The sequence below is a fragment of the Corynebacterium sp. MSK019 genome (assembly GCF_030232425.1).
GTDB classification, from domain to species: domain Bacteria; phylum Actinomycetota; class Actinomycetes; order Mycobacteriales; family Mycobacteriaceae; genus Corynebacterium; species Corynebacterium jeikeium_D.
In genome coordinates this window covers 100094-119832 of the sequence record NZ_JASPJT010000001.1, presented here as the reverse complement: position 1 = coordinate 119832, position 19739 = coordinate 100094, and the positions used below count along the sequence as shown (strand labels likewise).

The 19739-nt window shown below is 60.5% G+C and carries 17 protein-coding genes; 13 read left to right on the top strand and 4 right to left on the bottom strand.

The window, feature by feature from the left end:
* The first annotated feature begins 36 nt into the window (after window positions 1-36).
* A complete protein-coding gene (locus QP982_RS00505) occupies window positions 37-1440 on the top strand; it encodes an FUSC family protein (RefSeq protein ID WP_005510217.1) in 1404 nt (467 codons plus the stop codon).
* 101 nt (window positions 1441-1541) lie between these two features.
* Here the strand turns inward: QP982_RS00505 and QP982_RS00500 are convergent, their stop codons facing one another.
* Both QP982_RS00500 and QP982_RS00495 read right to left on the bottom strand, forming a co-directional pair.
* Window positions 1542-2234: a DUF1707 SHOCT-like domain-containing protein gene (locus QP982_RS00500; protein WP_070601033.1), complete on the bottom strand. Its 693-nt coding sequence runs from the start codon at window positions 2232-2234 to the stop codon at window positions 1542-1544.
* A 134-nt stretch (window positions 2235-2368) separates the two neighbouring features.
* Entirely contained in the window at window positions 2369-3313 is a 945-nt protein-coding gene (locus tag QP982_RS00495; protein WP_284870053.1) for a hypothetical protein, read from the bottom strand.
* Between the two features lie 51 nt (window positions 3314-3364).
* Here QP982_RS00495 and QP982_RS00490 point away from each other — a divergent pair, with 51 nt between their 5' ends.
* The 6 genes from QP982_RS00490 to purT all read left to right on the top strand — a co-directional run bounded on the left by QP982_RS00490 (window position 3365) and on the right by purT (window position 10228).
* Entirely contained in the window at window positions 3365-4654 is a 1290-nt protein-coding gene (locus QP982_RS00490) for an adenylosuccinate synthase (RefSeq protein ID WP_016421542.1), read from the top strand.
* A 273-nt stretch (window positions 4655-4927) separates the two neighbouring features.
* On the top strand, window positions 4928-5512 hold the full coding sequence (locus QP982_RS00485; protein ID WP_069358963.1) for an LppP/LprE family lipoprotein: 585 nt from the start codon (window positions 4928-4930) through the stop codon (window positions 5510-5512).
* Between the two features lie 162 nt (window positions 5513-5674).
* Window positions 5675-6313 carry an LppP/LprE family lipoprotein gene (locus QP982_RS00480; RefSeq protein ID WP_048734507.1) on the top strand — a complete coding sequence of 213 codons (639 nt, stop codon included), beginning with the start codon at window positions 5675-5677 and terminating at the stop codon, window positions 6311-6313.
* A 193-nt stretch (window positions 6314-6506) separates the two neighbouring features.
* Window positions 6507-7763: a glycerophosphodiester phosphodiesterase family protein gene (locus tag QP982_RS00475; protein WP_284870051.1), complete on the top strand. Its 1257-nt coding sequence runs from the start codon at window positions 6507-6509 to the stop codon at window positions 7761-7763.
* A 96-nt stretch (window positions 7764-7859) separates the two neighbouring features.
* Window positions 7860-8891 (top strand): nucleoside hydrolase, encoded by a 1032-nt coding sequence (locus QP982_RS00470; protein WP_284870050.1) that lies wholly within the window; start codon window positions 7860-7862, stop codon window positions 8889-8891.
* A gap of 116 nt (window positions 8892-9007) precedes the next feature.
* Entirely contained in the window at window positions 9008-10228 is a 1221-nt protein-coding gene (gene purT / locus QP982_RS00465) for a formate-dependent phosphoribosylglycinamide formyltransferase (RefSeq protein WP_049169873.1), read from the top strand.
* A 91-nt stretch (window positions 10229-10319) separates the two neighbouring features.
* Here purT and QP982_RS00460 read toward each other — a convergent pair whose 3' ends face one another.
* A complete protein-coding gene (locus QP982_RS00460) occupies window positions 10320-10823 on the bottom strand; it encodes a phosphoribosyltransferase (RefSeq protein WP_284870049.1) in 504 nt (167 codons plus the stop codon).
* A gap of 64 nt (window positions 10824-10887) precedes the next feature.
* Entirely contained in the window at window positions 10888-12393 is a 1506-nt protein-coding gene (locus QP982_RS00455) for an FAD-dependent oxidoreductase (protein WP_049169875.1), read from the bottom strand.
* Between the two features lie 252 nt (window positions 12394-12645).
* Between QP982_RS00455 and QP982_RS00450 the strand changes: the two genes are divergently transcribed.
* From QP982_RS00450 to QP982_RS00425, 6 genes are all read left to right on the top strand, one after another.
* Complete coding sequence (locus QP982_RS00450) at window positions 12646-13671, top strand: sulfite exporter TauE/SafE family protein (RefSeq protein ID WP_049169877.1); 1026 nt, start codon at window positions 12646-12648, stop codon at window positions 13669-13671.
* Between the two features lie 143 nt (window positions 13672-13814).
* On the top strand, window positions 13815-15521 hold the full coding sequence (locus QP982_RS00445; protein WP_016421533.1) for a nitrite/sulfite reductase: 1707 nt from the start codon (window positions 13815-13817) through the stop codon (window positions 15519-15521).
* Window positions 15522-15771: 250 nt separating this feature from the next.
* Window positions 15772-16536, top strand: coding sequence for a phosphoadenylyl-sulfate reductase (locus tag QP982_RS00440; protein ID WP_048734528.1), 765 nt, complete (start codon window positions 15772-15774; stop codon window positions 16534-16536).
* A gap of 117 nt (window positions 16537-16653) precedes the next feature.
* Window positions 16654-17580 (top strand): sulfate adenylyltransferase subunit CysD, encoded by a 927-nt coding sequence (gene cysD, locus QP982_RS00435; RefSeq protein ID WP_049189477.1) that lies wholly within the window; start codon window positions 16654-16656, stop codon window positions 17578-17580.
* Window positions 17580-18881, top strand: a complete 1302-nt coding sequence (locus tag QP982_RS00430) for a sulfate adenylyltransferase subunit 1 (protein WP_284870047.1) — start codon at window positions 17580-17582, stop codon at window positions 18879-18881. Before cysD ends, QP982_RS00430 begins: the two co-directional genes overlap by 1 nt.
* Before the next feature lie 55 nt (window positions 18882-18936).
* Window positions 18937-19707, top strand: coding sequence for a sirohydrochlorin chelatase (locus QP982_RS00425; RefSeq protein WP_049169883.1), 771 nt, complete (start codon window positions 18937-18939; stop codon window positions 19705-19707).
* Window positions 19708-19739: the final 32 nt, after the last annotated feature.

Sequence of the window (19739 nt, the reverse complement as noted above, 5' to 3'; positions counted from 1 at the left end):
GCGCACAGTTTTTTACATGAGGATGGTGACTTCGGCATGGCTGGCATAGCTGGTGGGGAAGATAAGGATGCCGCAGCTGCCAGGAATCTAGAGGACCTTGCTCCCGCGCATGTCGACGACCTCGTCGAAGCTAAGGAAACGCAATTCGTCGAGGATAATCCGCGCCCGGATTTCCAAGATTTTCGCAATACGTACCTACATCCGGCCTCCCGCGCAGCAAACAAGTTGCGTCAGAAAGTGAGGCCCCGCACGCGTTTCCTCCATGCGATTGACCGTGTGCGCTCCCGTTGGATGCTCATTGTCCAAGCCACGTTAGCCGCTGGGTTGGCCTACTGGTTCGCACTTGAGGTACTGGGGCACCCCAACCCGTTCTTCGCGCCGATGGCCGCTTTCATCAGCCTCAACGTGATGACCGCAGGTCCTCGCTTAAAGCACTCTGTGGAGTTGGTGCTCGGTGCCTCGTTGGGAGTCGGCATTGGTGATGTGATTATCTCCATCCTCGGCTCGGGTATCTGGCAGCTGACCGTCGGTGTGTTCGTCGCCATGGTCATCGGTGTGTTTGTCGGTCGAGGACCGCTTGTGGTCAACCAAGCGGCATCTTCAGCCGTGCTCATCGCCACCATTATTCCGCCGGGCACCGCTGGTTCTTATTACCGAATGATCGATGCTCTCGTCGGTGGTGTGGTGGGCATTATTGTGCTCATGATATTGCCGCGAAGCCCGCTGGCGGGTGCTCGCCGCAAGGTGGCCAAGGTCCTCGACATGGGTGCAGATGTACTTTATGACATCGGCATCGGCATGAAAGAGGGCGACACCGATCGCATCCGCACCGCACTGAGCGTGGTGCGCTCCATGCAGGCGCAAGTCTCGCTGATGGACCGCACTGTCGCCGACGCGGGCGAGCAGGTCCGTATCTCGCCGTTGCTCTGGCGCTCCCGGGATCGAATCCACTCGCTGTCACGTATGGTTCATCCCGTCGACAACGCCATGCGCAACATCCGTGTGCTCGCGCGTCGCGCTATCACAGCACGTGAGGACCACATCGACTTCTCGTCCGAACTGTGCGCACTTGTTCTCGGCGTGTCTGAAGGTACGCGTCTGGTCAGTCATGTGCTTGACGACGAAGCCGCCGTGCGCCGAATCCCAGAGTGGGGCGAGTTGCCTTTCGAGTCCGGCGACATCGCTATCGCTCAGCTTTCCGAGGGATCCGGAGAGGTCAAGCTTGAAGACGTGGTTCGGTACTTGCGTCGTCTAGCGGCGAAAATGCACCCGCGCGTGATCGAGGACGCAACGCTGTCGGAACAGGTTGTGTTTGCGCAGTCCCGCTCCTTGGTGGTGGACCTGTTGCAGGTGTGTGGCCTGTCCAGACGTTCAGCTGTGGCAACGCTGCCGCCGACGACGCCGTTCCCAGCAATGCCACCGGAGGTATGGGACGAGTAGCCGGTGAGGCGTGGGCGAGTAGTGGCTCGCTAGGCGCCAGGCGGTTACTGCCCACGTGCTCCGGCGCACATGCTACTGCCCACGTGCTACTGCAGCGTGCTCTAGTGCGGTACGCGCTTGACCTCGACGCCACCGAAAGCGACGAAGCCGCGCACAATAATCTTCGGAGCCTGGCCTGCGCCAGGAGCTGGAAGGTGACGTCCCGGCTTTCCAGTAACATCCGTGCCGCCGAAGATGGGCAGCACGTCGACATCAACTTGGTAGTGGTCGGGGACAATGACGTCGACTCCACCGAAGGCGCAGCCAATGTTGACGACAGTGGTTTCCGCGGTCAGGATGGCCTCGCGGAAATCCAAGCCGGTCCCGCCGAAGGCCGCCACCGTGGTGTGCGTGGGAGCGCACGTCCAAGGGCCTCTCTTGTCGGTGCCGCCGAAGATGCCGATGGAGAGCTTCGAACCAGTTGCCGCGGCGGAGCTATCAATCCGAGCTGGTTGATGATTGTTGGCTGCATTCGGTGCCACCGAATGGTGCTCGTCCGGGACGCTGTGTAGGTTCGGGCGCAGGTTAGGGTTTGGGTGTGCATGTGGAGTCGGCTCGGCCAGGTTCGCGGGCAGCGACAAGTCTTGTGTCAATGCGGGCAACTCATCGATGTACGTCGCCTTTTGGGCTTTCTCGGTGCGCTCCTGCAATTCCGCAAAGTCAATCTGGCCATCGCGGAATGCCCATTCCAAGCGTTCCAGCGCAGTGTGGCGGGCTTGGTCGCCAGCGCGTAGCCGTGGGGTGTTGTCAGTCATGATGCTGTCCTATCGAGGCAGTGGCGGGCAGTGGCTTTAACACCCAAATGTTATCTGTACTCGAACTTTCGCGCAGGTCACTTTCATGCACGCCACTTTCGCACAGGCAGACCGTGGCTATTGCCCCGACGCAGTTAGTGCACAATCTGCAAGTCGCGAAGGTGTCGGTACAGAGTTGTTTTCTTGCGCGGCTTTCGCGACTCCACGCCATCGCGTACGTATCGAAAGCCCAGGCCACCAACTTGAACTGCCCGACCCGTCATCGGACGGTGCAGCTCGCGGGACGGGGCTTCTTTCGCTTTACGACGGCCACCGCGACCCAATCCGAGTCGGCTCAGCAGGCCTTTGTTGCCTCCATCCTCGTTACCGACTTCCGCGTCCGGCGCCGGAACTTCGGCCGCAACGATGCCCGGGGCGTCGGGGGTAGGGCGAATCTGCAGGCCGGTGGATGTGCCGGAGAACATCTGATGCTCGTCGACATAGACCTCGCCAGTAAACCCGTTTCCCGAGGACACTCCGGTAATTCCTGGCTCTGTCAGTAGGACGTAACCAACAATTGCGTGCCCGGTGTCATCGCGGATCAGCGGCACTGGCATCGTCGGGCGTGTGAGCGCGGCCGCCGCATCGAGCCCTTCTCCTCCTTCGATGCCCCAGTTTTTGGCCGCGGTCGAGGGCGCGGTGGGGACATGTGCCAGTTCAATCCACAGGAGGTTCTTGCGCATCAGGTAGGTTGCCACGGCAGCCAGTGCCGCGTCGGTGCCAACGACCACAATTCGCAACGGCTCGCTCGGCTTTTGCGGAGCGGGTTGCGGAGCACCTAAGTGGTCGACCTTTTTCTGCTTGGAGATTTCCTCCGGCGTCGGTGCTGTATCGACAGGCAGTACGTCCTTGGCCAGGTCATCGATGAAAGCCAGCTCCTTGCGGGCGGGGATCATCGCGACGTCGTGAAGCGCATAGGCGGGTGGTGCCGGAGTAGCCGGTGCTGATGGTGCGGACGGTGCTGATGTAGACCATGATTGGCGGAGCAATTGGGAAAACGCGGGTACATCGGGGCCACACTGCAGCACAACAATACGCATAGGACTACACTCTAATGCGTCGTCTGCAATCCCAGGAGTTGAAGTAGGACTATGGCCGCAATCATTATCGTCGGTGCCCAGTGGGGCGACGAGGGCAAGGGCAAAGCAACCGATATTCTCGGTGGCCGCGTCGACTACGTCGTCAAGCCCAACGGTGGCAACAACGCCGGCCACACCGTTGTCGTCGGCGGTGAGAAGTATGAGCTGAAGCTGCTTCCGGCGGGTGTGCTGTCGGAAAACGCGGTGCCGATTATCGGTAACGGCTGTGTGGTCAACCTCGAGGCGCTTTTCGACGAGATTGATGGCCTCGAAGCTCGCGGTGCAAAAGCCTCCCGCCTGCGCGTTTCCGGCAATGCCCACATGGTTGCTCCGTACCACCAGACGCTGGACCGCGTGACCGAGCGCTTCCTGGGTAAGCGCGCTATCGGCACCACTGGCCGCGGTATCGGCCCGACGTATGCCGACAAGGTCGGCCGTACGGGCTTGCGTGTCCAGGACATTCTGGATGAGTCGATTCTGCGCCAGAAGATTGAGTCTTCGCTGGCTCAGAAGAACCAGATTCTGGTCAAGCTGTACAACCGCCGCGCTATCGACCCGGATGAAGTCTTTGATTACTTCATGGGCTTCGCCGATCGTCTGCGCCCGATGATTATCGACTCGGAGTTTGAGCTCAATCAGGCTTTGGATGCCGGCAAGCACGTCCTCATGGAGGGCGGCCAGGCCACCATGCTCGACGTCGACCACGGCACCTACCCGTTCGTGACCTCCTCGAACCCAACCGCTGGTGGTGCCTGCGTGGGCACCGGCATCGGCCCGACGAAGATCACTTCGGTGCTGGGCATCATGAAGGCCTACACCACCCGCGTCGGTGCTGGCCCGTTCCCGACGGAGCTGTTCGACAAGTGGGGCGAGTACCTGCAGACCACCGGCGGTGAGGTCGGAGTCAACACCGGCCGTAAGCGCCGCTGTGGTTGGTACGACTCGGTGCTGGCTCGCTACGCCGCGCGCGTCAACGGTTTCACGGATCTGTTCATCACCAAGCTGGATGTCCTGACTGGTATCGGCGAGATTCCGATTTGTGTCGCTTACGACGTTGATGGCGTGCGTCACGACGAAATGCCACTCACCCAGTCGGAGTTCCACCACGCTGTCCCGATTTACGAGACCATGCCTGCATGGGACGAAGACATCACTGGCTGCCGCACCTTCGATGAGCTGCCGGACAAGGCCAAGGATTACCTGAACCGCCTGGAGGAGCTCTCCGGCGCTCGCATTTCCTACATCGGTGTTGGCCCGGGTCGTGACCAGACCATCGTTGTCCACGATGTGCTGGACAACTAGCGCTGGGCAACTAGCGCTGGGTACTTAGCCTGGGGGGCAGTGGCGAACTAGCCGGAAAATAGTCCGGCTTTCGACCCGGCTTTATCGAACTGTTAGATAAAAAATCTTCGGTGTCGAAACTGCTGGCTGCTGTAAAAAAAGAACATTTGCTAACCACGAGAAGGCTCTGGGAATTGTCAGTTGACACTGGCATCCCAGAGTCATTTTTGTATCGTAGGCCTCACCGCGTGGTCCAACGACAGAAGTCCAAACGACAGAAGGCGTGTGGTTTTCATGCAAAACACAGGACACCGAGTACAACGATTGGCAAGTTCCGCCGTACTTTCCGGCGCGATGGTTTTCTCCGCAGTAGGTGGAGCCGTTGCAGCTCCCGCGGCTCAGGCGGAACCGGCCCCAGTGCCGGCACCGGCTCCGGCGAAGGCAGATAGCTGTACCCCGAACCCGGCAGCACCTGAAATCCAGGAGGCCCTGGATAAGGTCAACAGGGAGCGTCCGAACAACCATGATGGGTGGAAGTACACTGGCACCTCCAACTTCAGCCCGTGTAGCGATTTGAGCTTTGCTCTCGCAGATCAGGCCAAGCAGGGCAACGCTCAGTCCTCCACTGTGCTGTTGATGTTCCACAAGGGTGAGTTCATTGGTACGGACTCTGACCGGCCTCAGCACATCAACAAGGTGACGCCGACCCCTGATGGTAAGAACATCTCGGTCATCTACCACGACTGGGAGGCCCAAGAGGCCGCAGGTGCGCCGAACGCTGATGCGGCCAAGTTCACCTCTAATGTTCACTTCTTCTGGAACGGAGATCACGTCGTCCACGAGGGCAAGATTCCCGGCGGCGCGACACCCGCTTCCTAAGGACTCCCGAGAATTTTCGAGAGCTTTCGAAAATTCTTGGACACTCCCGGGGTCTCTTGAGTTTTCCCAAGTAAACTCAATTCAGAGTCGGACATGAGAAAGTAATGCTCCGTCGTAGCGCAGTGCTTGAGAAAACTTGAGAGAACAGAAGAGGTTCCAGCCATGAGTGGTCATTCAGTTCGTCGCGGGTCGATGCTGGTTAGCGCGGCGGTCGCAGGTGTAGTGGCTTTGTCCGGTTGCTCCACTGATGAGACCGCAGCACCGACCTCTGCTTCTCAGGTAGATCAAGAAACGACGACCATCACTACGACCACCACTGTCGAGGATGACAGTGAAAGTGCAGATACCCCCAATCCGGATGTCGATGACAACGACTCCGATGGGGGTTCTTCTGCGCCAACCCAGGAAGAGGCTTTCGAAGAAGCGGTTGCCGACCTGAACTCAATGGAAGGTGGCAATGGCAGCGGTTGGACAGTCACGGACGATACGAACTGGGATACCACCAGCGAGTTGACCTTTGCCTCAGCAGTACAGAATGAAATTACGCATTCAACTACCGCTGGTGCAGTGCTGCTGTTTCATAAGGGCGAGTACGTGGGTACCGCCGGTGGTCCGCAGACAATCAACTCGGTCGAGGGCGATGGCAAAACTGTGACCGTCAATTTCTTCGATGTCAATAAAATGATCGAAGACGGCGGTGCCTTCGCCTTTAAAGACCAGTACAACGCTCCCGTTACGTACTCCTGGGATGGGTCAGAGGTCGCTCAAGAAGGCGAGATTCCAAAAGCAGAGGGGAATTAAACGCTCACCCCGCACTCTCTCCAGATGCGAGTGCTGTCAGGCCGTTTTAAAGTAGTGGCGCGCCACACAGTTTTCATCTAGATTTCTGTGTTCCGTAAACCTCCGACGGTAGTTTGTCGACACTGTGTTGTCGGTACTGCGCCGTCGCTATGAAGTCGCTAATACTACGCCCAAAGAGGAAAAATCACCGGCCATGTCTTCTCGCAACTCATCTGACTCCATGTTTGACGAACGGACCAAGCAGAGCGAGCAGCCTCAGAATTCACGCGTCCACGGCACGCGTCGCGCAATCGCGGCCATCGCTATGGGCGCGTTTGCTATTTCTCCTATTGCAGCATGCAGCAATGATGCGGACAACGACGCGGCATCGTCGTCAAGCAGTGCAAGCGCGGTTAGCACTACGTCGAGCGAAGAGAAGACCTTTGAAAAGCAGCAGGTTGCTGAGCTGAATGCGGCCGCGAATGTGCGGCCGGCTGCGATGGCTAAGCTGCCGGAGGGTTTTGATCTGCAGTCGCACCGTGGTGGTCGCGGTGAGTGGACGGAGGAGTCCAAGCAGGCGATGATCAACTCGTTGGAGCTGGGCGTTACGACGTTGGAGCTGGACATCGTCCTGACGAAGGATGGCGTGCCTATGGTCTGGCACGATCCGGAGATCCAAGACGATAAGTGCTCGGACACCGAGCCAGTGACGGAGGGGGATCCGCAGTACCCGTACGTCGGCAAGCTCGTACATGATCTCACCTATGAGCAGGTACAAACCCTGGTCTGCGACAAGAAGCTCGAGGACTTCCCGGATGCGGAGCCAATCAAGGGCAATAGGATGATGACCCTGCCGGAGCTGTTCGAGCTGACTAAGGACAACCAGGACATCCACTTCAACATTGAGACCAAGATCGAGGGCGAAAAGCGCGCTGACTCGGCAGAACCGCAGGAGTTCGTCGATGTGATTCTCGACGAGATTGACCGCGCGGGTGTGGCTGATCGTGTGATGATTCAATCCTTCGATTGGCGCTCGTTGCCGCTGGTCGCGGAATGGAACCCGGAGATTCCGCTGGTCATGCTGTGGGACGAAACCACCTGGAAGAAGGATTCTCCTTGGATCGGCGATGTCAATTACGACGAGGTCGATGGCGACATCATCGAGGCCGCCAAGCAGCTCGGCGTGCAGGTGCTCTCACCGACGCACAGCATTCCTTACGGCAAGACACCGTCGGATTCTGACTACCACCCGGTCGCCACGCCGGAGCTGATTTCCCGCGCACACGAGGCCGGCATGAAGGTGGTGCCGTGGACGGTGAACGAAAAGGAGACCATGCGCGAGCAGATTGCCGCTGGTGTCGATGGCATCATCACCGACTACCCGACGCGACTGCGCGAGGTCTTGGCCGAGCTGAATATGCCGCTGCCAGAGCCCGCTCCGGTGGGTGATGCAGCGATGTCGACGAACTAGTAAACCCGGCTAGCACCAGCGAAAACTCGTCTGTATCCCTGTTTTGCCCGTGTTTAGCTCTGCGGGCTGAGCGTGTTTCGTGTCACACTTGACCTTATGACGCGTTTGAAAGTGCTTGCCGACGTTGACACGGGTATCGATGACAGTCTTGCTCTCGTCTACCTCGCAGGGTTACATACCGCAGGCGAGATCGAGCTGGTGGGTGTGACCTGCGCAGGTGGTAACACCACTGCGGCATGGTCCGCTCGCAACACCAAGTACATGTTGAATCTCTGCGGTTGCCCGGAGGTCCCGGTTGTCAGCGGTTTCGAGGGGCCCGCTGACCGTGAGCTGACTACCACGCCTGAGACTCATGGTCCGTACGGGCTGGGCTACAACCTGGCGCCACCGGCCGTCATCTACGAGCCGGGGCGCGGAGGGGCGGCGGATCCGCTGGCGCTGTGGCGCCAGGTCATCGAGCAGGCACGGTCGACGGGGGAGAAGGTGCACCTGCTGGTCACTGGCCCTATGACCACCTACGTGGCCGCTTTGAAGAAGTACCCGGAACTCATGCGGGAGCTCGACGGCGTGACCATTATGGGTGGTGCTGTGGAGTACCACGGTAACGTTACCGAGTTTGCGGAATGGAACTTCTGGGTTGACCCCACCGCGGTCATCGAGGTCTTCGGCACCGCGGGCGCTGTGGCCGTCGAGCGCCCGGAGGATGCCGTGCGCAGCATCGCCACCGCCGCAGGCGCGCCGGTGCCGACGCTGGTTCCGCTCAATGTCACCGAGACCATCACCATTAGTGATACTGAGATTGAATCCTGGCGAGATGCCGGTATGAACCCGGAGCTACTGCGTGTTCTGCGTCGCTCACTGAAGTTCTACTTTGAGTTCCACCAGGGAGTTGGAGTCGGTTACAAGGCGCAGGTTCATGACCTCTTTGCCGCGATGGTGGCCGTCGGTGCGGTGACCGGGGAAGTGGAGAAGATGCGTCTCGTGGGCGTCGATAAGCGAACCTTTGCAGATGAGCCAGCACGCCGCGGACAGGTGGTGGAAGATCCTGCCGGTTCGGTGGCGAATGTTGTCCTGGCCGCTGACCGTGAGGTGGCGCTGGCTGAGTTCCAGCGGGTGTTCCCGCGCTAGGTTCCCGCCCGTGCCCGCCGCGGTGAATCAGCTCGCTGTCGTATGCTGGAGGCAATCAATTTAACAGCTGCTGGTTGCGCAGCGTATGTGCCGTAGACGAAAGCGAATTTATCTCGATGTTCACCCCTGAAGTCACCGGAACCCCGTACCAGCCGGAAGCAACGCGAGTTCTGCTGCTCGGCTCTGGCGAGCTCGGCAAGGAGGTGACCATTGCTTTCCAACGTCTTGGCGTTGAGGTGCACGCTGCCGATCGCTACGAGCATGCACCGGCACACCAGGTCGCTCACCACGCCTACGTCTTGAATATGTCGGATTCCAGTGCACTGCGGGATCTGATTCTCCAGGTCAAGCCCCACTTCATCGTCCCCGAGATCGAGGCCCTGGCAACCGAGGTGCTGGAAGAGGTTGAGGAAGACGAGACGCTGGACGTCACCGTTATTCCAACCGCACGGGCGACTCAGCTGACCATGAACCGAGAGGGTATTCGCCGTCTGGCTGCGGAAGAGGTTGGGCTGCCGACTTCCCGCTATCACTTCGCCTCCAGCTTTGATGAATTCACCGCAGCTGTCGATGAGATTGGCTTCCCGTGTGTGGTCAAGCCGGTCATGAGTTCCTCGGGCAAGGGGCAGTCCACGCTGCGTTCGCCGGAGGATGTCCAGGCCGCGTGGGATTATGCCATGAGTGGCGGCCGCGTCGAGTCCGGCCGCGTCATTGTGGAGGGCTTCGTCGATTTCGACTACGAGATCACGCTGCTGACCGTGCGCTCCGTTGATCCGGAGACCGGCGAGGGGGCAACGTGGTTCTGTGAGCCCATTGGGCACCGTCAGCAGGACGGCGACTACGTTGAGTCATGGCAGCCGGCTGCCATGAGTGAAAACGCCCTGGACAATGCGCGCTCTGTCGCCGCGCGCATCACCAACGCGCTGGGCGGTCGCGGTATCTTCGGCGTCGAGCTGTTTGTCCGCGGCGATGAGGTGTGGTTCTCCGAGGTCAGCCCGCGTCCGCACGACACCGGCATGGTCACCATGGGCACCCAGCGTTTCTCTGAGTTCGAGCTGCACGCGCGTGCAGTGTTGGGTCTGCCTATCGACGTCACGCTGGTGTCCCCGGGAGCCTCCGCTGTGGTCTACGGCGGTGCTGACATCGAGCAGCCGGGTTACACCGGGCTGACGGAGGCCATGGCTATTCCGGAGACTGATATTCGTATCTTTGGTAAGCCGGTCGCTGGCCCGCGTCGCCGCATGGGCGTTGCTGTTTCAACCGCGGATTCTGTCGATGCTGCTCGTGAGCGTGCATCGGAGGCGGCATCAAAGATTAAGGTCGTCGAACTGGGCTAGTTCGACGACCTAGTGTGCGCTGCGGTACGGCCATAACCGGCCCCGCAGCGCACTTTTTTGTTTGCCCGCTATGGTGCGTAAGCTACTTGATCTACTTGGACTTCTGTACCGGTGGCTCGGCCGACCAGGGGAAGACGATCCAGTCATCGGTGTGCTTCCAGACATAGTCCGGTGCAATCTCCGAGCGGGACTTGCCGTAGAGCACAGCGGAGCGTACTTCCGCACCGTGGGTCTTAAGCAGATCGAGCACCAGGTGCAGCGTGCGACCGGAGTCTGCGACATCGTCAACGACCAGCAGACGGCGGTCGGAAATCGACTCGATGTCCAGCAGCGGTTCCAACAAAACCGGATCCGGTAGGGTCTCCGCCACGTCGGTGTAGAACTCGACGTTAATGGCGTCAGAGAGCTTGACGCCCATGGTGTAGCTGAGTGCACCTGCAGGTAGAAGACCACCGCGGGCCACGGCGATAATGATCTCCGGGTCGAAGTCCGAGTCGACAATCTGCTGTGCCAGTTCACGGGAGGCGACGCCGAAGCCTTCCCAGGTCAGAACTTCCTTGACGTCCAGGTTGGATGAGTCTGCATGATAAGCCATGTATTAACTCTAATCCGAAGACCGACTGACGTGCACAATCAACTGCCCGGTTAGACCCGACGCGCTAGCTGGCGACAGTCTCCACAACCGCTTCGTGTACAGCTTCGGCCACGTCATCGGCATCTGGCTGCTTTGCGACGACCGTGGAGGCCGCAACCATGTCGGCCCACTCGACCAGCTTCTTGCGCTCGCGGCCTTCGGCTTCGCCCGCTGCACGTTCGGCGGCGTCGAGTGCGTGCCAGCCCTCCCAGGTGGTGACCTGGAGGCCCTTGTTGGCCAGGAACTCGTCGACGTCGTTATGCGTGGGCTTTGCAGGTGCGACCAGGCGGCCTGCCTCCCAGTCGGCGATGAGGTTGCCGACAGTTTCGTTGGCGTCGCCCTTGGTGTTACCGATTAGCCCGACCGGGCCACGGCGAATCCAGCCGGTGGTGTACAGACCCTGGATGTGGTTGCCGTCGACGTCGTCAAGCACGCGTCCGCCGGCATCTGGGATGGTGTGGGTGCCGGTGTCGAACGGTACGCCGGTGACTGCGTCGGAGCGGTAGCCGACTGCACGGTAGACCGCACCGACCGGCCATTCGGTGAACGTGCCGGTGCCACGGACGCCACCCTCGCCGTCGAGTTCAGTGCGTTCGGTGCGGATAGCGCTGACATGCTGTACTCCATCCTCACCGGTCTCGCCGATGATTTCGACCGGGGACTCGAAGAAGTGGATGAAGAGCTTGTGCGGGGCGCCCTTTGGCTCGCGGATGGCGTAGTTTTCCAGAATCGTACAGACCTGATCGGTGATCTTGGACTCGCGACGGGACGTTTCGGAGGCGGCATCGTACTGGATGTCCTCCGGATTCACGACAACCTCAATGGTGTCAGAGTGGTCCAGTTCCTTCAGCTCCAGTGGAGTGAACTTTGCCTGAGCCGGACCGCGACGGCCAAAGACATGGACTTCGCGGGCGGCATTCTTTGCCAGGCCGTCGTAGACGTTGTCGGCGATTTCGGTGACGTGCAGCTCATCGGCAGTCTTGGCGAGAATACGGGCGACGTCGAGGCCCACGTTACCGACGCCGATCACAGCGACCGACTCAGCAGAGAGGTCCCATTCGCGAGCAAACTCCGGGTGGGAGTCGTAGAAACCTACGAACTCACCGGCGCCGTAGTGCTCCGGCAGGTCCGAGCCCGGGATGTTCAGATCGCGGTCGCCGGTCGCGCCAGTGGCGAAGATGATGGCGTCGTAGAACTGGCGCAGTTCATCAACGCTGACCTGCTTGCCGACGTCCACGTTGCCCAGTAGTCGAACCTGCGGCTTGTCCAGCACTCGGTGGAGGGACTTAATGATGCCCTTGATTCGCGGGTGGTCTGGCGCAACACCGTAGCGGATGAGGCCGAACGGCACTGGAAGGCGCTCGTAGAGGTCGATGGCGACATCGCGGCCGGACTTCATCAGCGCGTCGGAGGCGTAGATACCGGCCGGACCCGAGCCAACCACGGCTACACGCAGCGGCGTGGTGGAGTTGGCGAGATCGGGCAGTGAGGAAGCGGCCGTGTTCTGGGCTGCAGTCTGGTCGTTGGTCATTGGGTGGAATCCTTTTTCTACGTTTTCTTTGTCGCGATTGCTTATCGTAGACCAATCGGTCTATGCTTGCTGAAACAGAATATAGACAAACTGGTCTACAAAAAGCAAACACAAAACACCGCAAGAATCACTGCTTTGGCTTGAGAGGGTTTTGCTGCGTATTGCTTCTGCTGAACGAGGTCTAAAAGAGCTTGTCGTGCGGACGTCGTGGCAACGGCAGGCTCTGGTTGGGTAAGCGGGGAAGGGCTTGTCATGGAAAAACTCATAGTCTTCGTGCTAATCGGCCTTGGCGCGCAATTAGTCGATGGCACTCTGGGGATGGCTTTCGGTGTCACCGCTACTTCGCTGTTTATTGTCGCTGGTAGTAGTGCTGCCACTGCGTCGGCGGTGGTTCACGTAGCAGAGGTGGGTACGACACTGGCCTCCGGTATTTCACACTGGCGATTCGGCAATGTCGACTGGCGACGCGCGCTGAGTCTTGGCGTGCCGGGTGCTATCGGTGCCTTTATTGGTGCGACCTTTTTGGCGAATCTCGACGGTGATGCTGCGACGCCTGTGACCTCGACAATCTTGCTTTTCCTCGGTCTGTGGGTGATTATCCGCTTCGCCTTTTTGGCCAGTGTTAAGCGCAAGAAGAAGGCCTGGGGGCCGAAGAAGCTCGCTCCGCTGGGGCTCTTTGGTGGCCTGCTTGATTCCACTGGAGGTGGTGGTTGGGGGCCTGTTACCACCTCAACTTTGCTCGGCGCTGAGGCTGACCAGCCGCGCAAGATTATCGGTACTGTCTCTGCGGCGGAATTTCTCGTTGCCTCGGCGGCTGTACTGGGCTTTTTGCCCAAGCTGCGGGAGGAATTCACCCAGCATGCTGCACCGGTAATTGGTTTGTTGTGTGGTGGTGTGATTGCGGCCCCCTTGGCTGCGTACCTGGTGGGGCGCATTAATCCGCGGCTGCTTGGAATTGCGATCGGCGGCGTGTTGGTGGGGCTGAATATTCGCACTCTGTTTTCGTCGCTGGTTTCTGGGGGCGTGCTGGCAACGGTGCTGCTTGTGTGGGCTTTTGTTGTCGTCGCGCTGGTGCTGTGGGCGCGTTCGCACGACACTCTTCCGGGTTTTCGTCAGCGGATCCAGCTTGAGCCGACTTCTCAGTCTTCCTCGGCTGATGTGCCTAGTTCTGGATCTCCATCACCCGCTTCGGTTGATGCCGGGGCCGAGGATGCTTCTGAAGGTGTCAAAGTGGGTGCGAAAAACGGTGTCCGCGTGGGCGAAGCGGGGGTCCGCTAGGTATCCGAGCGTGTCCCGGCTTGCACTAGCCAGACTGGTCGGTCTAATGTTGCCTGCAATGCAACGTAGACCAAACGGTCTATAAAGATTAGAAACTAATTCGGTCAACGAGAACAAAACGAAAGTGATTCGGTAGATTCCCCATGAGCTCTCCTACGAAAACCGCCGAGCGTCCAGCTTCCGCAGCGGCTACCCGACGTAAGAAGCGCGCACCGAAGCCACAGGGGCAGTGGCTTATCGACGGCCGCGAGCCACTTAACGACGACGAGCGCATTAAGAAAGAAGATGCTGGCATCGCCGTTAAGCAGCGTGTTATCGACATCTACTCCAAGCAGGGGTTTGACTCCATCCCCGCGGAGGACCTAGCGCCTCGCTTTAAGTGGATTGGCCTCTACACCCAGCGCAAGCAGGGGCTTAGCGGTGAGCACACCGGCGTGAAGACCAACGCCGAGCTGCAGGACAAGTACTTTATGCTCCGCGTCCGCCTCGACGGTGGCCAGACCACCACCGAGGGCATTCGCACCATCGGCGAGATTTCCCGCGACTTCGCCCGCGACACTGCGGACTTCTCCGACCGCCAGAACGTCCAGCTGCACTGGATTCGCGTCGAAGATATGCCGGAGATCTGGGACCGCCTTGAGCGAGTTGGTCTCGACACCAACTTTGGCTGCGGCGACGTTCCCCGCGTTATTCTAGGCAGCCCGGTTGCCGGTGTTGCGGCCGATGAAATTGTCGACGGCACCAACGCCATCCGCCGCATCAAGGAGGAGTACCTCTCCGGCGACGAGTTCTCCAACCTACCGCGTAAGTTTAAGTCGGCAGTTTCCGGTTCCCCGCGTCTCGATGTCACCCACGAGGTCCAGGACGTTGCCTTCGTCGGTGTCAATCATCCAGAGCACGGCCCCGGTTTCGACGTTTGGGTCGGTGGTGGTCTCTCCACCAACCCGATGCTCGCCCAGCGTCTCGGCGCCTGGATCCCAGAGGACGAGGTTCCCGAGGTATGGGCGGGTGTGTGCCGCATCTTCCGGGACTACGGCTACCGTCGCCTGCGCAATCGTGCGCGTCTGAAGTTCCTCGTTGCCGAATGGGGCGCGGAGAAGTTCCGCCAGGTACTCGAAGACGACTACCTCAACCGCAAGCTTATCGACGGCCCCGCACCCGAACCTTTCGAGGGCGACCGGGACCACATCGGCGTGCACAAGCAGGCCGACGGTCTCAACTACGTCGGTGTTAAGCCCGCTGTTGGCCGTGTTCCGGGCTCTGACCTGGTCAAGCTCGCCGACATCGCCGAGCGCCACGGTGTTTCCCGCGTCCGCACCACCGTGATGAAGGAGCTCATTCTCCTCGACGTCGCCGACGACCAGGTCGACTCCCTGCTCGCAGAACTCGACGAAATTGGCCTGTCTGCCAAGCCTTCTGCTTTCCGACGGGGCATCCTGGCCTGCACCGGCCTAGAGTTCTGCAAGCTCGCACTTGTCACCACGCGCCAGCGCGCAATTGATTTGGTGGGCGACTTGGAGGAACGCCTCGGTGACCTCGACGTCCCAATCACCATTGCGCTCAATGGCTGCCCGAATGCCTGCGCCCGCACGCAGATTGCCGACATCGGACTCAAGGGGCAGATTGTCACCGACGACGAGGGCAACCGTGTCGAGGGTTTCCAGGTTCACCTCGGTGGTTCGCTGGGGCTCGATGCCAACTTCGGCCGCAAGGTTCGCGGACACAAGGTCACCTCGGCAGAACTGGGTGACTACATCGAGCGCGTCGTCAATCACTTCAAGGAGCAGCGCCACGAGGGTGAACAGTTCCGCGAGTGGATTGTCCGCGCTGATGAGGAGGACCTGAAGTGAGTGAATCTCCCAATGGGGTTCGGTCGCAGGGGCCGTCGTCAAGCGAAAAAGACGAGACGCCAGCGCGACTGGGAATCGGTGGCCGAAGCGCACACCCCAATCCGAACCGGGGTGCGGTGATGCATTGCCCTTACTGCGGCGGTGATGATCTGTGGCCCGACCTGGAAACCGATTACGCCTGGCAATGCCGCGAATGCTGCCGGGTATTCACAGTGAAACTGCACGGACATATCGATAGAAAGGTGGCGTCATGAGCACGGGACTGAAAACCGCTGAGGTCATTAAGACTCAGGAGGCGCTCGCGCGTGAAGACGCGCTGGACAACCCGGAAACTGCTCGCCGTCTGATTGAGCTCGCACTGGAGTGGGGTTCCAAGCTGGAGACCGCCACTGCTGGGGAAGTACTGGAATGGGGTGCGGAGCACCTGCACACGCCACTGGCTGTGACCCTGTCGATGCAGGACACAGTGTTGGCGGAACTGGCTGCTCGGCACGCGCCGGAGGCAGATCTGATTTTCCTGGATACCGGTTACCACTTCCCGGAGACCCTCGACGTGGCAGAGCAGGTCGCACAGCGTTACGACAACCGACTGCTGTCGATTGAGCCGAAGCGCACCCGCGCCGAGCAGGACGCCGAAGAGGGCGTTGATCTGTACAAGACCGACCCGACGCGATGCTGCGCATTGCGGAAGGTCGAGCCGCTGTCTGCCGTGAAGCGCCCCTACGAGGGCTGGGTCACAGGTCTGAAGCGCGTCGACGCGCCGACCCGCGCACACACGCCGGTACTGGAGATCGACAAGACTGGTCGCATCAAGCTCAACCCGTTGGCCACCTGGACAGATGAGGATGTTGCCCAGTACATCGAGGACAACGACCTCATTGTGCATCCGCTGACGCAACAGGGGTTCCCGTCGATTGGCTGCGCGACATGCACCGCGCGAGTGGCAGAGGGTGCGGATCCGCGCTCGGGTCGCTGGGCGGGCTCCGAGAAGACTGAGTGCGGATTGCACCTCTAGTTCGAGCGGCTAGCAGACAGCTACTTGCCGCCAGCCACTAGCCGCCCGCCGATAACCGATATCAGCTAAAACAGCGCAGTTACAACAGCCAACACAGCCCCAACAGAAAGAACCCCCATGACTAGCTCAACCACCGTTTCCGTACAAAACCGCCTCGACCCGCGGCTTGCCGAGCTGGAAGCCGAGGCCATCGACATTATTCGCCAGACCGCCGGTCAGTTCGAGCGTCCGGCACTACTTTTCTCCGGCGGAAAGGATTCCGTCGTCGTGCTCGAGCTGGCCAAGCGCGCCTTCGCACCGGCGGGTATCCCGCTGGAGCTGCTCCACGTCGACACCGGCCACAACTTCCCCGAAGTTATTGAATTCCGCGACAAGATTGCCGCTCAGCCGGGCATCAAGCTGCACGTAGCCAAGGTCCAAGACTGGATCGACAGCGGCGTGCTCACCGAGCGTGCCGACGGCACCCGCAACCCCTTGCAGACCGTGCCGCTGGTGGAGACCATTGCCAACCGCGGTTACGATGCCGTTCTCGGTGGCGCCCGCCGCGATGAGGAGAAGGCCCGCGCAAAGGAGCGCGTGTTCTCCGTCCGCGACTCCTTCGGCGGTTGGGATCCACGCCGTCAGCGCCCTGAGCTGTGGGGCCTCTACAACGGTCGCCACGCCGCCGGAGAGAACGTTCGCGTTTTCCCGATCTCGAACTGGACCGAGGCCGACGTCTGGGCCTATATCGAAGCCCGTGACATCGAACTGCCTCCCATCTACTTCGCCCACGAGCGTGAGGTGTTCAACCGCGGCGGCATGTGGTTGGCACCGGGCGAGTGGGGTGGCCCCCGCGACGGCGAGACCCTCGAGGTTCGCACTGTCCGCTACCGCACTGTCGGTGACATGAGCTGCACCGGCGCTGTCGAATCGACTGCCACCACTATTGCGGAGGTCATGGAGGAACTTCGCACATCCAAGCTCACCGAGCGCGGCGCTACCCGCGCAGATGACAAGTTGTCCGAATCCTCCATGGAAGACCGTAAGAAGGAAGGTTACTTCTGATGAGCCAGCCAAATTCCCCAGCTACCCTGATTTCCGCTGACCGCGCCACTCGCGCTCGTCGCACTCTTCGCCTGTGCACCGCTGGCTCCGTCGACGACGGTAAGTCCACCTTCGTCGGTCGCCTGCTGCACGACACGAAGAATATCCTCGCTGACCAGTACGAGGCCGTCGTCGCCTCCTCACAGGCGCGCGGTCAGGAAAACCCGGACCTGTCGCTGCTGGTCGACGGTCTGCGGGCCGAGCGTGAGCAGGGCATCACCATCGATGTCGCCTACCGCTACTTCGCCACCGACGTCCGCTCCTTCATCCTCGCCGACTGTCCTGGTCACGAGCAGTACACCCGAAACACCATCACTGGTATGTCCACCGCCGAGGCCGTCGTTTTGCTTATCGACGCGCGCAACGGCGTCGTGACGCAGACCAAGCGTCACGCAACGGTGGCCGGTCTGCTGGGTGTTCGCCACGTAATCTTTGCTGTCAACAAGATTGACTTGCTGGACTACAGCGAAGAGGCCTTCCGCAAGATTGAGTCGGATGTGGCAGCACTAGCAGAGCGCCTGGGTCTGCAGAACACCTTCGTTGTTCCAGTGTCGGCTCTGGTCGGCGACAACATTGTCGATTCTTCTGAGCACACTCCGTGGTACGAGGGTCCGACCGTGCTGGAGCTGCTGGAAAACCTCAACATCGGTGCCGACCTGGAAACCGATGCCGAGGCTGACCTGCGCCTGCCCATCGACTATGTCATTCGCGATCACGCCACTGAATACCGTGGTTACGCCGGCCGTATCGCCGCAGGTAGCGTGCGTGTGGGCGATGTTGTCTCCGTAGACGCCAACCGTCAGGCTACGGTCACGAAGATCACTGTGGCAGCTGAGGATGTCACTGAGGCCGTGGCCGGCCAGTCGGCGGCCATCAGCCTGGATGCCGAGTTCGACCTCGCCCGTGGCGACCTCATCAGTGGCACGCGCCCGGAAGACGTGCGCCGTTTCTCCGCCGTGGCCGTCCACCTTGCAGACAAGCCGTTGGCAGTCGGTCGCGTCGTAGAGGTGCGCTACGGTGCCGCGCTGGTGCGTGGTCGTATCGCTTCCGTCGATGCGCTCATCGACATCGAAACCGGTGAGCCCACCGGTGTAGCTGATCAGCTTGCAGTCAACGACGTCGCTGAGATCACCGTCGAGGTCGCACAGCCGCTGCCGGTCGATGTCTACCGCGTCGGTGGTCGTGTCGGTGCGTTCCTGCTCATCGAGCCGGGCACCGGTGACACCCTCACCGCAGGCCTCGTGCGTGGCGCTGCCCAGTAGAGCTGCCAGGTAGAGAAACCAGAAAGCACAGCTAGCGAGCCTGAGGAGACCATCGATGACCGCACTGATTCTGCTTGCGCACGGTTCTCGGCACTCAGAGACCAAACCGGTGCTCGAAGACGTGGTCGCGCTCGTGCGCGAGAAGATGCCGCTCACCCGTCTGGATGCGCCCTCTCAGATTCGCCTCGCCTGGCTGGACCTCGACGAGCCCTCACTGGATACCGTCTGTGCCGAGCTCGCCGCTGCCGGCGAGACTCAGGCACTGGCCGTACCGCTGCTGTTCACCGATGCGTTCCACTCGCGAGTCGACGTTCCCGAGCAGGTTCGACTCTGCGATCGGCATGGTGTTGACATCACAGTGGCTGAAGGACTCGGGCTTGGCGACGGCACGAAGCGCGCCGTCGTAAAGCGAATCATCGAAGCGGCGGAGAATGCATCTTTTTCCTGGCCGGTCGATGCGCTGGTGATGGGGGTCGGCTCCTCTGATGAGGATGCCAATGCGGCGGTGCACCAGTTTGCGGCAAACCTTGGCGGGATGCTGCCGGGACATGTGAGCGCGGCATTCGTGGTCGGTCCTGAGAAAATCAAGGGAGCCGATGCTGTGGCCGCGGCGCAGGAGCGCGCGGCCAAGCGCGGACGCGGACTCGTAGTGGTGCCGCTGTTTACCGCGCCGGGCCTATTGTGGGATCGAGTCATCGATGCAGGCGCTGCCGACGGTGCTGGTCAGGTGGCTTTTGGTGAGCCATTGGCCGAGCTGTTGGCGCCGATTGTGTGCTGCCGCTGGGACTCGCGCGCCGCGTACACGGACGTGAAGGTAGTGGCGTAGCCGACGCTTTTTATCCGTCCTAGTTACTCGCC